The following is a 14,886-nucleotide window of genomic DNA, read 5'->3' as shown; positions in this document are numbered from 1 at the left end:
AAGAAGTTATGAAATGCCCATTTTGCTCTGTGGCAGACACTCAAGTCATTGATTCACGCGTCAATGAGGCAGGTGATTCAATCCGTAGACGGAGAAAGTGTATTAAATGTGAAAAGCGTTTTACCACATATGAAAATGCTGACCTTGGACTTCCTGCTGTTGTTAAACAAGATGGTAAGCGAGAAGATTTTAATCAAGAAAAACTGAAACAATCTTTTTCTAGAGCCCTTCATAAGAGACCAGTTCCTGCTGAGTTTGTAGACCAAGCTATATCTAATATTATGCAAAAAGTATTAGCCTCAGGAGAAAAAGAAATTGTTTCACGATCTCTTGGAGAGTCAGTGATGGCTGAATTAAAAAAATTAGACAAGGTGGCTTACATAAGATTTGCATCAGTTTACAGAAGCTTTTCTGATGTTGAAGATTTTAACAATGTCATTAAGGATCTTGATTAATTGACTTTTAATAAACTGGACTTTTTTTTCATGGCACAGGCTATCAAGCTTGCAAAAAAAGGTCTGGGTCAAAGTAATCCAAACCCCATAGTCGGGGCGGTGATTGTAGCTGATGATAAAATAATCTCAACTGGTTATCATCAACAATTTGGTGGACCTCATGCTGAAGTCGAAGCAATTCATAACTGTCATGATAAAACTCTGTTAAAAAAATCCACTTTGTACGTCACATTGGAACCATGCGCACATAAGGGAAAAACACCACCATGTTTAGATTTAATTTTAGAACATAACATTAAACGAGTTGTGATTGCCTCCCAAGATCCAAATCCAAAAGTGAATGGCAACAGTATTGCAACATTAATAGACAAAGGTGTTGAGGTTGATGTTGGGTTGATGGAAGATCAAGGCATTAAATTGAATAAAGGTTTTTTTAAAAGGATATTAAATAATATTCCTCGAGTTATCTCAAAAATTGCCGTGTCATCAGACGGCAAAACAGCTCTCAATAATTTTCAGAGTAAATGGATCTCAAATGAATTTTCAAGAAGAGATGTCCAGCGATTAAGAAGATTATCTGACGGCATCTTAACTTCTTATAAAACAATCAACTCTGATAATCCTCAATTAACTGTAAGAGATATCGACAGTACAAGGCAACCTTATCGTTTTATTATTGATACGAGTTTTCAGTCAAATTCAGATGCACATATTTTTAAACAGGAAAAGGTAGTCATTTTTCACTCGAAAGAAATTACTAACAAACCAAATCACAAAGCTATTTGTATTCCAGTATCTGGTGCTGATGGAGTCCTAAATTTCACAGAAATTATGAAACATATTGCTTCCATGGAGGTAAACAATCTTCTGGTTGAAGCTGGACCAGGTCTAAACGGTCTTTTATTGCAAAATAGAATGATTGATGAACTTATTATTTACCAATCACAATGCCTTTTAGGTGGCAATGCGAGAGAGATGTTTAATCATCCGGTCATCGCAGCCATGGAGTCTAGGCATCAATTAAAGTTAATGGATTGTAGGTTTTTTGGTGACGATATGCGCTCTATTTACGAGATTAATTATGTGGATTGATACACATTGCCACCTTGATTTTATCTATGAGAACAAATTAAAAGATGAGTCTTTGTTTGATAATTCTTTGCTAGATTTTATTATTTGTCCCTCCGCCAATCATAAGAGTTTTAATATTTTAAAAAAATTAAATCACAAAAATAAAAGTATTGTCTATGCATTTGGCTATCACCCCCTTTATCTGAATGAATTACCAGATAATCCGATTCAGTATTTAGAAAATGAAATTTTAAATTCACAGCCAATCGCCATTGGCGAAATAGGATTAGACTTTTATTTAGGGCACGAGGAAAGAGAAAAACAAAAAATAATTTTTCGGCAGCAGCTTGAGCTGGCAAGCAAATATAAATTACCAGTGATCTTGCATGTGAGATCAGCCATCGATGATGTCTTGAAGATATTAAAAAATTTTCCGGATGTAAAGGGAATTGCTCATGCATTTAATGGGAGCTTTCAACAAGCTCAACAATTTATCAATATCGGCTTTAAACTTGGCTTTGGTGGGGCGATGACTTATTCAAGAGCCAAGAAAATTAATCGATTGGCTTTAGAATTACCAATTGAATCTATTGTTTTAGAGACAGATGCGCCTGACATGAAGCCAGCATGGGTTAATGCAGCTAGCCAAAACCATCCAAATGAAATCAGAGGTATTGCTGAATTTTTTGCACAATTAAGAAATATTTCTGTGAATGATCTATCTTGGCAATTAAAGAATAATATTGCAGATATATTTCCAGATTTAGGAACTGCATCATGAGGGTCGCAGGCCAACATTACCAAACCATTTGGCTTGATCGAGAAAATAGTAAAGTTTTTTTTATTGATCAAGCGTTGCTACCATTTAAGTTTTCCATTAAATCTACCAACCATCATGAAGACCTCATTAATGCCATCAAAACCATGCAAGTAAGAGGGGCTCCGGTGATTGGGATTACTGGTGCATTAGCATTATTACTTGGTATGTCTGTTGACTCTTCAGATGAAAATCTCAATTGTCTTTCTCAAGAAATAATCAAGGCCAGGCCAACTGCAGTTAATCTTGCTTGGGCGGTGAACTCTATGAATGAGGAAATTCAAAAAATATCGCAAGAAAGACGATTGGATTTCGCTTGGAGCTATGCTGAGAAATTAATTCAAAATGATATTCAATGTAATCATCAGATTGGTGTTCATGGAGGGCAATTAATAATTGATAATAATTACAACAATATTCTTACCCATTGCAATGCAGGATGGCTGGCTACAGTGGATCATGGGACGGCCTTGAGTCCAATATTCGAAGCTTTTGCGAATAATCAAAAAATTCATGTGTGGGTGGATGAGACGAGACCAAGAAATCAGGGATTACTGACATGCTGGGAATTGATGAATGAAAAAATTCCATACACTCTAATTGTTGATAACGCCGGCGGTCTATTGATGATGGAAAAAAAAGTTGATGTAGTGATTGTCGGTGCAGATCGAATTTCAATCAATGGACATGTTTGCAATAAGATTGGAACATACCTAAAGGCTTTGGCTGCAAAAGCTAACAATATTCCATTTTATGTAGCAGCCCCATCATCGACGATAGATATCAATTTTAAAGACCAGATAAATTTTGATATTGAAAATCGCTCAACTAATGAGATATTAAATATTCAGGGATTGGATGAAAATAAGAAATTATCCTCTATTAGTCTTTCTAAATTCAATGCACACAATCCTGCGTTTGATGTCACACCAAATCATTTGATATCGGGTATTATTACCGAAAAGGGAATTTTTAAACCTGAAGACCTGAAAACTATTTATGCATAGCTCTATTCAAGAAAAAATTTGTGATATCTCAAAAAAGCTCATTCAAGAAGGTCTCAATCATGCAGCTACTGGAAATATTAGTGTTCGGTTAGATGACCATTTTTACATTACACCAAGCGGCACCATTTCAGAAAATTTAAAACCTATAGACATCGTGAAGTGCCCTTTAGCTTTGGATGAGGAATTTATTCAAACCATGACTCAAAGACCCTCGAGTGAGTGGCATTTTCATAAACGAATATATGAGGAAAGAAGTGATGTAAATGCAATCATTCATACTCATTCTGTGTTCGCGAGCACACTAAGTGTGTTAAGAAAGAACATACCAGCCTTTCATTACATGATTGCTTTATTTGGCGGTAAAGAAGTCATGTGCGGGGCCTACAAGTTGTTTGGTAGCAAAGAACTCTCAGAGGAGGTCATTGCGTCACTTGGGTCACTGAAGGCATGTTTGATGGCTAACCATGGTGCTATTGTCGTTTCAGCTGATATCGATGATGCTTTTTTTCTGGCCCAAGAGCTGGAGCATTTATCACAGCAGTACATTGAGTTGCTGAAAATTGGAGAATTAAATCTTCTCTCTGATGATGAAATGGATAAGGTTATTCATAAATTTCAAGGATATGGTCCTAAGGCTTAAATCTTTAAAAACATAACTCCATTTATCGATTGTGGATATCTGTTCAATAAAGTAAAATATTATCCCGTCAGCTAATAATTAATAAATCATGACCAAATATATTTTCGTAACTGGCGGCGTTGTTTCATCCCTTGGTAAAGGTATTTCTGCCGCAAGCCTTGGCTCTATTCTAGAATCTAGAAAAATTAAAGTTACTATGTTAAAACTTGATCCATATATTAACGTGGATCCTGGTACGATGAGTCCTTTTCAGCACGGCGAAGTTTTTGTGACTGACGATGGAGCTGAAACTGACTTAGATCTAGGTCATTATGAGCGATTTGTTTCATCCAAAATGACCAAGAAAAGTAATTTTACAACAGGGCAAATTTACGATTCAGTCATTAAAAAAGAACGAAGAGGTGAGTATTTAGGAAAAACGGTTCAAGTGATTCCTCACATAACTGATGAAATAAAATTACAGATTAAAGAAGGGGCAAAGGGGTCAGATGTTGCCATTGTTGAAGTCGGCGGTACGGTTGGCGATATTGAGTCATTACCTTTTCTGGAAGCTATCAGACAAATGGGTTTTGAAGAAGGACGCGAAAACACTTGTTACATTCATTTAACACTTCTGCCATATATCGCTGCTGCGGGCGAGTTGAAAACAAAACCTACGCAACACTCAGTTAAAGAATTACGGGAGATTGGTATTCAACCAGATATTTTATTATGCCGTTCAGAGATGGAAATTCCTCAGGATGAAAAAGATAAAATTGCCTTGTTCACTAATGTACCTAAAGGGTCAGTTATTTCGTGTATCGATTCAGACTCTATATACAAAATTCCACAAATGCTTCATGCGCAAAAAATTGATGATATTGTCTGCGATATATTAAAAATAAAATCACCACACGCTGATTTGTCTGGTTGGAAAAAAATTGAAAAACTTATTTCTGATTCACAAACTGAGCTTAATATTGGCTTTGTTGGCAAGTATGTCGATCTTACTGAATCATATAAATCATTAACTGAAGCCCTTATACATAGTGGCTTCCATCATCACGCAAAAATAAAATTACATTTTATTGATTCAGAGGAACTTGAATCTGATCTATCTCCATTGTCAAAAATTGACGCCATCCTAGTACCAGGAGGATTTGGTAAGAGGGGAACTGAGGGAAAAATTAGAGCAATTCAATTTGCCAGGGAGCAAAAAATTCCTTTCCTAGGAATTTGTTTAGGTATGCAACTTGCGGTTGTTGAGTATGCAAGGAATGTTGTTGGTATAAAAAATGCGAACAGTACCGAGTTTGATCCAACAACAAGTAATCCGATCATTGGATTGATTACGGAATGGAAAGATAAGTCGGGTGAGTTGATGCATCGAGATGAAAGTTCAGATTTGGGCGGCACAATGAGACTCGGTGCTCAAGTGGCAATTGTTGAGCCCGATACTATAGCCAGTTCAATTTATGGCAAACAAGTGAATGAGAGGCATCGTCATCGATATGAGGTAAATAATAAATATATTGACGATTTAAAATCAGCAGGTTTAGTTATTTCGTCTTGGACAAAAGAGGATAATTTATGTGAAATTATAGAGCTTTCAAAAGAAGACCACCCTTGGTTCTTTGCCTGCCAATTTCATCCTGAATTTACTTCCAACCCAAAAGACTCTCATCCATTATTTTTAGATTATATTAAACATGTTTTAGAACATAAAAAGGATACACTGTGAAATTATGTGGATTTGACGTTGGGCTAAATCACCCATTTTTTTTGATAGCAGGTCCCTGTGTTATTGAAAATGAATCAATGACTTTGTCGGTTGCAGAACAGTTAAAAGAAACAACATCATCCTTAGGGATTAATTTTATTTTTAAATCCTCATTTGATAAGGCCAATCGAAGCTCTAATAATACATTCCGAGGTCATGGAATAGAGGAGGGTCTAAGAATTCTTGAAAAGGTTAAAAAAGAATTTGACCTTCCGGTACTAACTGATGTTCATACTGAAGATCAGGTAAAGAGTGTTGCAGATGTTGTAGATGTTTTACAGACCCCTGCCTTTTTATGTCGTCAAACTGATTTTATTCACGCTGTGGCAAAATCAGGAAAACCAGTAAATATTAAAAAGGGACAGTTTTTAGCGCCTCAAGATATGTCTATGGTGGTAAAAAAAGCTAAAGAGGCTAATGGCGGGATTAACAACATTATGGTATGTGAAAGAGGCGTCTCTTTTGGTTACAACACGCTTGTCTCAGACATGAGGTCTTTATCAATCATGCGAGCCACAAATTGTCCTGTAGTTTTTGATGCCACTCATTCTGTTCAGCAGCCAGGTGGTCAAGGGGATAGAAGTGGTGGACAAAGTGAGTTTGTTCCATTGCTTGCACGAGCAGCTATGGCCGTTGGCATATCTGGCATATTTATGGAAACTCATCCTAATCCGAGCGAGGCTTTATCTGACGGTCCAAATGCTGTGCCACTAGACCATATAAAAGATTTATTAAAAACCCTTCAAGGTATTGATCGCCTTGTCAAACAAACTTCAATTGATTAGATTTAAATAGGATAAGTATGACATTTATAAAAAAAATTAAAGCAAGACAAGTCATCGACTCTAGAGGAAACCCGACTGTTGAAGCGGATGTAATTCTTCAGGATGGAAGCTTTGGTAGAGCTATTGTTCCTTCAGGAGCTTCAACAGGCTCTAAAGAGGCTATTGAATTAAGGGATAAGAATAAGTCTGTTTATAAGGGCAAAAGTGTGCTCAATGCAGTTAATTTTATAAATACTGAAATTAATGATGCTCTTGTTGGACAGGATGTGTCTGAGCAAACAAAAGTCGATGAAATTTTAATAAATCTTGATGGAACATCAAATAAAGAAAGATTAGGTGCGAATAGTTTATTGGCGGTATCTTTAGCTAATGCTCATGCCTTTGCGAATTCTCAAAAAAAACCCTTGTATCAAACCGTGATAAAAGAAAATACATATTCTCTACCCACTCCAATGATGAATATTATCAATGGTGGGGCGCATGCTGATAACAGTGTTGATATTCAAGAATTTATGATTGTGCCAGCTGGATTTGGAAGTTTTTCAGATGCGATTCGTTGTGGTACTGAGGTGTTTCATTCTTTAAAGGAAATTTTAGCAAAAAGAAATTTATCAACAACAGTTGGAGACGAGGGTGGTTTTGCTCCTAATTTAAGTTCTAATGAGGAAGCAATTGAATTAATAATGCAATCGATTGAAGATGCCGGATATCAAGCTGGAAAGCATGTTTTTATTGCCTTAGATTGCGCCTCCTCTGAGTTCTATTGTGATGGACATTATCATTTAAAATCTGAAAATCTTAAATTGAGCTCGGCTGAAATGACGAATTATCTTGAGTCGTGGAGTGATAAATATCCAATTATTAGCATTGAGGATGGCTTGGATGAGAATGACTGGGATGGTTGGAAAATTTTGACCGAAAGATTAGGAAAAAAAATTCAACTTGTTGGCGATGATCTATTTGTGACCAATCCAAAAATACTTAAAGAGGGAATTGAAAAAAAAATAGCGAATTCTGTTTTGATTAAAGTAAATCAAATTGGCACATTAACTGAGACACTTGAAACCATTAAATTAGCCCAAGAAAATAACTATACCGCCGTGATATCTCATCGCTCTGGTGAGACTGAGGATACCACCATCGCAGATTTAGCAGTGGGGACAAACGCGATGCAGATTAAAACTGGATCTATGTCGCGGTCTGAGAGAGTAGCTAAATATAACCAACTTCTAAGAATCGAAGAAGAGTTAAAAGGAAAGTCTATATATGCTGGACTAGACGCATTTTATCAATTAAATAAATGAAGTTTCTGACATTCCTTTTTATTACTTTAATATTAGCATTGCAATATCCTTTATGGTTTGGCAAAGGTGGCTGGTTGAATGTGATTTCGTTACAAAAACAAATCGATCAACAGTTAAAAGTCAACGAGGCAATCAAATCAGAAAATGATATTCTTTTGGCAGTTGTTCAGGATTTAAAAAATGGCACGGATGTTATTGAAGGCAAGGCTCGTTTTGATTTGGGTTTGATTAAAAAAAATGAAACATTTTTTTTAATTATTGATAAAAAAAATTAATTTGCAAATGATTTAGTTATTACGAGCCTTTCACCCTTAATATTTAAGCTATCATCTTGCGTGTCTAAGGTTTTTTCAAATAGAACGTATGTTTTATCTTCGCAGCAAGAAAAGTTGACCACAGCTCCAACGCCTTGATCATTTTCAAAGACCTGCTCTCCATAGTCTAAAGATAATTTAGAATTTACCACACCATAAAAACTTCGATGTTTCGGTTTGCCAAGGTAGTGTGTTCTTGCCACTATTTCTTGGCCGGTGTAGCACCCCTTTTTAAAATTAACGGCATCTATTAAATCAAGGTTGCATGTGTGTACTAAAAATTTTTCCTGTGTCTGCTCCATTACCTCAGGAATACCAAATTCAATATCTTTTTTAATCCAATTTGATATGTCATCAAAAGAATGTTTAGTCGTAATTTGTTTATATAAATCATTATCTTGAAAAATCATTACAGAGCGATTTGTTTGATCAGGTAAGTTTAATTTGCGATCAGCAGATATATCAATTAGAGGATTGTCATCAATAATTCCTATTAGATGAAAGTTCTCTGCTTTCTGAATCACAACCTTAGCTCTAAGAATAAACATCATTAATCTTTTTTGAACAGCATCCGCAAGAGATGAGGGGATGACAAAAAATATTGAGCTGGAATCAGGAGTTCTCAAGATTCTTAAAAAAGCAAATAATCTTCCCTTGGGGTTGCACATGCCGCTATATATAAATTTTTTTTCATTTTTTTTGATATCGTTTGTCAGTTGACCTTGAAGAAAATCAAGGTGATCTTCTCCTGAAATTTCAATTATTGAATAGCGATCTAGTAAATTGACAAGCATCATGTAATTTTTCTAATTAGGCTATTGATATTTGCTTTTGATAAATATCTGGCGATAAAAAATAATAATGCAAGAAAACATAAAATAGGTTGAAGATAAAACTGGTCTGGCGCTTTCCATGCAGGAGGCTGCTTTTTCATTTCTTTTCTAATAGCACGATAACTTTGACCATTAATGTATAGGCCGTCAATTTCCTTAGCTAATTTTTCTAGGTATTCACTATCATGTTTTGACATATAGCGATCAGTTGCGCCACTAGCTACTTTGTTATCCCTTACACCTATATTAGATTCCGATATCTGTGCAATTCCTGGTTGAAGAGCAAAGCTATCATTCGACCAGTACCCAATAAGTTGATTTTTATTATCATATTTTGGTATTGGTGCTCCTTCATCAGAGCCTATTCCAACAAATAACCAATCATTACCCCCCTGAAATTGCTCAAGATCTCTTGTATTAAAAACATGAAGTTTTGGCGCTTCTTCTCCATCAGTAAAATAAATTACTTGAGCCGATTCGGGAAAACTTCGAATAAGTCTCGCTAAATTAACTACAGATTCTCTAATCCTCGTGTTGCCTGACCAAGTGGCTCTCCAATCAAGTTTGCTTATAGTTGTGTTGATATTACTAAAGTTCTCACATACCTCTATAGGGGAGTAGGTTGCTGAAACAGAGACTCCAGCAAACATGCCTATGCTGACTTTAGTGCCGCACGGAAAGTCTTCTACTAAACGACTCATGATGTGTTTGGTATAGTCTAATCGAGATACCGTTTTTTGATTAATCTTCATATCTTCGGTATTCATACTTTGAGAAATGTCTGCAATCAAAATATAGTTATAAAGGGATTGTTTCACTGGTATAGACGGATTGATTAAGGCGAGCACCATTAAAAGAAAGCTGACCAGGAGAAAAAAGTCACTTTTTTTCTCAAAATGTTTTTTAAATTTATTAAACAAAATCATGGTAAACCGATAGGAATATTACCCATAATTAAACCTGGAGCATCTGAGTCTCCAACCCCAGGAGTTGGGTCAGGAGGTAACATGGTAAGCAGTCTATCTAGGTTATGTTTTGCGTCCCAATAATAAGGACCGAATTTTAATGACTGTCGATAGGCTTTATTGGCTTGTTGAAACAAATATTCTGCCTCATCTCTGACAGACATGCTTGTGCCATTAATAATCAAACCTCGCGTAAAGAAGATATTACCTATATTGTATTGGAGTGCGGATTTTTGGTCATCGTCAGCTTCTTTCATAAGTGCGTTAAATAAAATGGTTGACTCTTTAAAGATTTCTTTTTTGGCTAACCAATAAGCTGTGGCGTATCTAGCTTCAAAGCTTTGTTCAAAAAATGATGGGGTTTCACCATTTAATACTTCATTATTAAATTTATTAGCTTGGTAAAGATTAAAAAGATTAAAAAAGATGAATAAGGCGCTAGACACTAAAGTAGCCAAAGCAATCCTTGTGATATATTTTGCTGTGAAAAATTGATTTAATTTGTTCATAATTTTATTTTTTTAACTCAATTAGTTTAAGTAAGAATAGTACAAATGTCATTAAAAACGCACCAATTAGAAAATGAAGAGAGTAATTGGAGCCAGGAATTACTTCCTCATAAAAAATTTGTTTTTTTTCTTTCAGGTTAATATCTTTGATCGCCTTTTCAAGTGATGCAGGATCTTCAGCTTCATAAGCCTGAAAAGGTGATCTGAAAGTTTTAAAATATTCAAAAAGTTCTATTTGAGGTGGCGGTTGTGTTTCGTCTCTTATTTTAAGATTTTCATCAAAGATACTTATTCCGCCTGGTTGTCTTAATACAATCCAATACAAACCGATATCAAATCGATCAAACCAATCTCTAATTTTTTGTTGGGTTGGCGCATCAATTCTTCCGGCTCCATCCGATAATAGAATGACTGCTCGAGAGCCTGAGTCTTCGACCTTAGCAAAGAGTTCTGAGACGCTAGAAAGTCCAGCACCAATATTTGTTTGGAATAGAGCATTACCAGCTGTTGCATTTACCGCGCCAGTAATTGCGCTCTTATTTTGAGTGAGAGGCAAAACAAACATTGCTGAGTTGCTGAAGGTTATAACTCCAATCATGTCATTTTTTCTTGACTCAACAAAATTGATAATAAGCCTAGCTGCTGCTGCTGATTTAGTCTCCCCAACACCTTCATTATCTAATTGGGTTGAACCTGAAAAAGGGTCGTCCATGGAAGCACTTCTATCTAATACAAGACCTATTTGAGATCCAATTCCTACTTTAGTCACTGTTTCTTGCGGCATTTGAGGGGATGCAAAATAAAGAATTAAAAAAAGGATAATCAAGCTATTAAAAACTTTTATTAAGATGGAGAGAAATAATGATGATGAATCATCAGGTATTAACTTGTTCCAAGAATAAAAGTTTTTTGATATGACTTTAAAAATAAAAGGTACAAATATTAATGGGATTAAGATCAGAAAAAAAGGGTTCAAAAAAAACATATTTATATTTTTATTAATTTAATGTCTGCATTTTTAACAGGAATGTTCTTTTCGCACAAATGAAGATGGAAGCAGAAAAAAATTAACCAATCCCTAATCTCTTCACTTTCTTGCATTTTTTTTGTAAACAATTTTTGATTAGAAATTTTAAAAAATAAAACAAGTTCTTTTTCAATTAGCTTAAAAGATGAATTTTTTAAATACAGATCTTTGATATTTTTTTCAAAAATACTCATTTCAGAATAATTATTTATTTGGCTATGAATTGATTTGATCATCTCATCAAGCTTAATTTTTTTATCTTTTTTTAATGTTCTATATAGCGGTAAAAATGTCTTTTTAAATCCAGGAAGAATAGTGAATTTTGTGTATATATATAAAAGAATACATAGAGACAAAATAAAGACAGCGCTACTGATGAAAATTTTATTTAAGTATTGTTGATGTTCTATTAAAATTGGTCCTCTTAAGCCACTCATATCCTCTTGGACTTTAATATCGCCAAATATAGCAATGGGGGATACAGCAATGGTTAGTTCAGGTATTCTTAATTTTAATACTTCTTCAGAATTTCTTTTATTAACGACTCTATAGTAATCAGCAGTTACAAATGCAGGTTTGGCTACTACATTGTTAGTAAATATTTGATAGGTCAGAAGTAAGTCTAATTCATTTTTGTTAATTTTCTTGTCGATATCTTGGAGCGTAATACCAAGTAATTGCCCCCTAAAGCGTTTTTCATAGCCTACAATTGGTAAAGATTCTTCGATAAGCGCATAAGGTTCATGGACTATTAATTTGATGTGTCTTTGAACCAAATCACCCACGTGATAACCAACTTTTTGATCAGGTTCTGTTATTGATAGTGAATAAAATTTCTCATCAAGGTCAGGATACTTTTTTGGGTCTTCAAAGGCAAATGCTAAATTTGCAATTAAAATTAATAGAATAAATCTAAGCATGGTAATACTCATTAAAGTAGTGAGTCATATCATCTGGATTGAATTCACCCTCAACAAAAAAAGGCGGGGCATCAAAACTATTAAATAATTTGATCAGATGTTTTTTTCTTTGATTAAATTCAGTAATAATATTTTTGATCAGTTTCTTTCGCAGAAGAATTGTCCTCTCTTCAAATGTTTCAGGGTCGGTGAATGTAGTAATACCAAATTTGGGTAAATTAGAATATTCATTTTTATCCCATAGAATAATTGGAACAACGGTATGTTTTCTTGTGTTATTCAAAAACATAGTGATTTGCTCATTTGGCATATGAAAATCAGAAATAAAGAAAATTAAAGTATGGTCTTTCGGAAGGTATTGGTGAAGCTTTGAAATCCCATGTGATCCTTTATTGTGATTTTTTTCTGAAGTAATTTTTTTAATCAAACTTTCTGTAAGATATGGCCTGTAAGACAAAGGTGCGATCCACTCATCATTTACAGTATCGTGAAAGCCAACCAGCCCAATCGCATCTCTATTATGATAAGCAGAGTTTTTAATAATTTCAGCAATCTCTGCTGCGCGTTCTAACTTGCTTGCTTGACCAAAGGTCATACTTGCTGATAAATCATTAAAAATCATAATTGGTGTAGCACTTCTTTGATTAAATATTCGAACATAAACTTGATCCATTGGATCCCTCATTGTCATTCGCAAATCGATCCTTCTCGGATCTGGATAATCAAGAAGATTTGAGTGACCAGCAAATTCAATTCCCATACCCCTCTGGTCTGATTTATGACTTCCAGGATGAATGGCTTTAGATTTCCAATTGATATGATAATTAAAAAACTCGACAGACATTAATGCGCACTAACCTTGTTTATTATTTCAGTAGTTAATTCTCTTGAAATTTCAGTTCTTCTTAAATCATATACTGGATTAAAAACTAATCTGTGCGCAATAGTTTCATGAAAAATTTGATGAATATCTTCTGGCAGAACAGACGATCGATTATTCATCCACGCATTAACCCGAGCACATTTCATCATCATACTAATTCCTCGAGGACTGGAGCCAGAAACAATAAGCCTGCTGATATCAATGTCTGAAATTTTAATATTAAAGTCTTGGGGTTTTATTGTTGCCTTCCATAAATTCAAAGCATATTTTTCCAACTCTTTAGTTGCATCTATATTTTCTTGAATTTCAGCAGCTACATGATTTAACTGATCAAAGCTCAATTGATCTGTTTTGACTTTAGTTATTAGTTCGTCAGCGTTGTGAAATTTTGTATCAAAAATCAAATCAGTCATTAAGCCATCGTTATTTGGAATGACGATTGGAATTTCCATCATAAATCGATCCCTTGCAGCAGATGGTATTTCAAATGTCTCTTCTTTTTCTACCTGATTTCGATCTGCAAAAACAATTAAATGAGGAAAATGAAATTCTTGATTAAATGCTGAAAGAGTTTTCTCAGCCATGATTCTTAGCATGAGTGAGTGAACTTGGGGCCTCGCTCGATTAATTTCATTAAAGAAAAATATACTTAAATCTTCACCAGATCTTAGAACAGGACCCTTGTCAACATGGGGTTTGCCATCATCACCTAAGTAAGTATGATAGATTAGGTCATTAGGCATTAAGTCAATGGTCCCTTCAATCCTTTCATAACCACCACCAATACCTCGAGCAACAGCGCGAAGCATTGTTGTTTTTCCAACCCCAACATCCCCTTCTAAAAGAACATGTCCGCGAGCAAATATTGAGATAAGAATGAGGCGTATCGGATTTTCTTGACCTAGGATAACTTCATTAATTTGTTTTTCAAGGGTTGTTGCGCTTTTTAACCAGTCAGCGAGATTTTTTTTTGCCATTACTTGATCTTTCTATATAACTAAAGGTTTATGAATTAATCATTAAACTATTTTTATTGTTTATAATAATGAATTCTTATTAGAATTAAATATAACATGACCACGAAAAATAGCTATTCATACGATGAACTAATTGAGTGTGGGCAGGGTAAAATGTTTGGCCCTGGCAATGCTCAACTTCCTTTACCACCGATGTTAATGTTTGATCGAATTATTGAGATCAACGATAATCAAGGTGAATTTAAAAAAGGATTCATCCACGCTGAAATGGATATCATTCCAGATCTTTGGTTCTTTAAATGTCATTTTGAAAATGATCCTGTAATGCCAGGATGTCTTGGATTGGATGCGATGTGGCAGTTAGTTGGCTTCTTTCTTGGTTGGAAGGGTGGAGAGGGGAAAGGTAGAGCCCTTGGTAGCGGTGAAGTTAAATTTACTGGTCAGGTTCTTCCGAACGCAAAAAAAATTTCATATTTAATCAATTTAAAACGTGTGATTATGAGAAAATTGGTGATGGGTATTGCAGATGCTAAAATGCTAGTTGATGGACGTGTAATTTATGAAGCGAATGATCTAAAAGTCGGTTTATTTAAGACAACAGAAAATTTTTAAGGAAATTG

The 14,886-nt window shown here is 34.9% G+C and carries 17 protein-coding genes; 10 read left to right on the top strand and 7 right to left on the bottom strand.

Going from position 1 to position 14,886, the window contains the following annotated elements:
* Positions 1-8: 8 nt before the first annotated feature.
* From nrdR to ftsB, 9 genes are all read left to right on the top strand, one after another.
* Positions 9-455, top strand: coding sequence for a transcriptional regulator NrdR (nrdR, locus tag QFA95_RS04580; RefSeq protein ID WP_048356839.1), 447 nt, complete (start codon positions 9-11; stop codon positions 453-455).
* The gene (gene ribD / locus QFA95_RS04575) at positions 456-1,547 is read left to right on the top strand and encodes a bifunctional diaminohydroxyphosphoribosylaminopyrimidine deaminase/5-amino-6-(5-phosphoribosylamino)uracil reductase RibD (protein ID WP_486462362.1); all 1,092 of its coding nucleotides are present in this window, start codon (positions 456-458) and stop codon (positions 1,545-1,547) included.
* Positions 1,537-2,307, top strand: coding sequence for a TatD family hydrolase (locus tag QFA95_RS04570; protein ID WP_486462361.1), 771 nt, complete (start codon positions 1,537-1,539; stop codon positions 2,305-2,307). The genes ribD and QFA95_RS04570 overlap by 11 nt, the downstream gene beginning before the upstream one ends.
* Complete coding sequence (gene mtnA, locus QFA95_RS04565) at positions 2,304-3,350, top strand: S-methyl-5-thioribose-1-phosphate isomerase (RefSeq protein ID WP_486462360.1); 1,047 nt, start codon at positions 2,304-2,306, stop codon at positions 3,348-3,350. Before QFA95_RS04570 ends, mtnA begins: the two co-directional genes overlap by 4 nt.
* The gene (locus QFA95_RS04560) at positions 3,343-3,990 is read left to right on the top strand and encodes a class II aldolase/adducin family protein (protein WP_486462359.1); all 648 of its coding nucleotides are present in this window, start codon (positions 3,343-3,345) and stop codon (positions 3,988-3,990) included. Before mtnA ends, QFA95_RS04560 begins: the two co-directional genes overlap by 8 nt.
* A gap of 88 nt (positions 3,991-4,078) precedes the next feature.
* Entirely contained in the window at positions 4,079-5,710 is a 1,632-nt protein-coding gene (gene pyrG / locus QFA95_RS04555) for a CTP synthase (RefSeq protein ID WP_486462358.1), read from the top strand.
* Positions 5,707-6,534 (top strand): 3-deoxy-8-phosphooctulonate synthase, encoded by an 828-nt coding sequence (kdsA, locus tag QFA95_RS04550; protein WP_486462357.1) that lies wholly within the window; start codon positions 5,707-5,709, stop codon positions 6,532-6,534. Before pyrG ends, kdsA begins: the two co-directional genes overlap by 4 nt.
* A 17-nt stretch (positions 6,535-6,551) precedes the next feature.
* Positions 6,552-7,838 carry a phosphopyruvate hydratase gene (eno, locus tag QFA95_RS04545; protein ID WP_486462356.1) on the top strand — a complete coding sequence of 429 codons (1,287 nt, stop codon included), beginning with the start codon at positions 6,552-6,554 and terminating at the stop codon, positions 7,836-7,838.
* Positions 7,835-8,113, top strand: a complete 279-nt coding sequence (ftsB, locus tag QFA95_RS04540; RefSeq protein WP_486462355.1) for a cell division protein FtsB — start codon at positions 7,835-7,837, stop codon at positions 8,111-8,113. Before eno ends, ftsB begins: the two co-directional genes overlap by 4 nt.
* On the opposite strand, the gene ygfZ is transcribed toward ftsB, so the two are convergent.
* The 7 genes from ygfZ to QFA95_RS04505 form a co-directional block, all read right to left on the bottom strand.
* The gene (gene ygfZ / locus QFA95_RS04535) at positions 8,110-8,949 is read right to left on the bottom strand and encodes a CAF17-like 4Fe-4S cluster assembly/insertion protein YgfZ (protein ID WP_486462354.1); all 840 of its coding nucleotides are present in this window, start codon (positions 8,947-8,949) and stop codon (positions 8,110-8,112) included. The two genes, ftsB and ygfZ, sit on opposite strands and share 4 nt — an antisense overlap.
* Positions 8,946-9,776, bottom strand: coding sequence for a VWA domain-containing protein (locus QFA95_RS04530; RefSeq protein WP_486462353.1), 831 nt, complete (start codon positions 9,774-9,776; stop codon positions 8,946-8,948). The genes ygfZ and QFA95_RS04530 overlap by 4 nt, the downstream gene beginning before the upstream one ends.
* Positions 9,777-9,907: 131 nt before the next feature.
* Positions 9,908-10,459, bottom strand: a complete 552-nt coding sequence (locus QFA95_RS04525) for a hypothetical protein (RefSeq protein WP_486462352.1) — start codon at positions 10,457-10,459, stop codon at positions 9,908-9,910.
* A 4-nt stretch (positions 10,460-10,463) separates the two neighbouring features.
* Positions 10,464-11,243: a vWA domain-containing protein gene (locus QFA95_RS04520; protein WP_486462351.1), complete on the bottom strand. Its 780-nt coding sequence runs from the start codon at positions 11,241-11,243 to the stop codon at positions 10,464-10,466.
* A gap of 203 nt (positions 11,244-11,446) precedes the next feature.
* Positions 11,447-12,406: a hypothetical protein gene (locus QFA95_RS04515; RefSeq protein ID WP_486462350.1), complete on the bottom strand. Its 960-nt coding sequence runs from the start codon at positions 12,404-12,406 to the stop codon at positions 11,447-11,449.
* On the bottom strand, positions 12,399-13,250 hold the full coding sequence (locus QFA95_RS04510; protein WP_486462349.1) for a DUF58 domain-containing protein: 852 nt from the start codon (positions 13,248-13,250) through the stop codon (positions 12,399-12,401). Before QFA95_RS04510 ends, QFA95_RS04515 begins: the two co-directional genes overlap by 8 nt.
* Positions 13,250-14,266 (bottom strand): AAA family ATPase, encoded by a 1,017-nt coding sequence (locus tag QFA95_RS04505; protein WP_486462348.1) that lies wholly within the window; start codon positions 14,264-14,266, stop codon positions 13,250-13,252. Before QFA95_RS04505 ends, QFA95_RS04510 begins: the two co-directional genes overlap by 1 nt.
* Before the next feature lie 96 nt (positions 14,267-14,362).
* Between QFA95_RS04505 and fabA the strand changes: the two genes are divergently transcribed.
* Positions 14,363-14,878, top strand: coding sequence for a 3-hydroxyacyl-[acyl-carrier-protein] dehydratase FabA (fabA, locus tag QFA95_RS04500; RefSeq protein WP_486462347.1), 516 nt, complete (start codon positions 14,363-14,365; stop codon positions 14,876-14,878).
* The last annotated feature ends 8 nt before the right edge of the window (positions 14,879-14,886 follow it).

The organism is Candidatus Methylolitoribacter marinus (assembly GCF_051853155.1).
Taxonomy (GTDB): domain Bacteria; phylum Pseudomonadota; class Gammaproteobacteria; order Burkholderiales; family Methylophilaceae; genus BACL14.
Note: the sequence above shows the minus strand (reverse complement) of the source record. Positions and strands in the feature narration are given on the sequence as shown.

Excerpts from the sequence above, each read along its gene's own strand:
- ygfZ (WP_486462354.1), bottom strand. The coding sequence starts at position 8,949 with ATGATGCTTGTCAATTTACTAGATCGCTATTCAATAATTGAAATTTCA.
- QFA95_RS04510 (WP_486462349.1), bottom strand. The coding sequence starts at position 13,250 with ATGTCTGTCGAGTTTTTTAATTATCATATCAATTGGAAATCTAAAGCC.
- pyrG (WP_486462358.1), top strand. The coding sequence starts at position 4,079 with ATGACCAAATATATTTTCGTAACTGGCGGCGTTGTTTCATCCCTTGGT.
- QFA95_RS04560 (WP_486462359.1), top strand. The coding sequence starts at position 3,343 with ATGCATAGCTCTATTCAAGAAAAAATTTGTGATATCTCAAAAAAGCTC.
- QFA95_RS04515 (WP_486462350.1), bottom strand. The coding sequence starts at position 12,406 with ATGCTTAGATTTATTCTATTAATTTTAATTGCAAATTTAGCATTTGCC.
- eno (WP_486462356.1), top strand. The coding sequence starts at position 6,552 with ATGACATTTATAAAAAAAATTAAAGCAAGACAAGTCATCGACTCTAGA.
- fabA (WP_486462347.1), top strand. The coding sequence starts at position 14,363 with ATGACCACGAAAAATAGCTATTCATACGATGAACTAATTGAGTGTGGG.
- QFA95_RS04525 (WP_486462352.1), bottom strand. The coding sequence starts at position 10,459 with ATGAACAAATTAAATCAATTTTTCACAGCAAAATATATCACAAGGATT.
- QFA95_RS04520 (WP_486462351.1), bottom strand. The coding sequence starts at position 11,243 with ATGCCGCAAGAAACAGTGACTAAAGTAGGAATTGGATCTCAAATAGGT.
- QFA95_RS04570 (WP_486462361.1), top strand. The coding sequence starts at position 1,537 with ATGTGGATTGATACACATTGCCACCTTGATTTTATCTATGAGAACAAA.
- mtnA (WP_486462360.1), top strand. The coding sequence starts at position 2,304 with ATGAGGGTCGCAGGCCAACATTACCAAACCATTTGGCTTGATCGAGAA.
- ftsB (WP_486462355.1), top strand. The coding sequence starts at position 7,835 with ATGAAGTTTCTGACATTCCTTTTTATTACTTTAATATTAGCATTGCAA.
- nrdR (WP_048356839.1), top strand. The coding sequence starts at position 9 with ATGAAATGCCCATTTTGCTCTGTGGCAGACACTCAAGTCATTGATTCA.
- QFA95_RS04505 (WP_486462348.1), bottom strand. The coding sequence starts at position 14,266 with ATGGCAAAAAAAAATCTCGCTGACTGGTTAAAAAGCGCAACAACCCTT.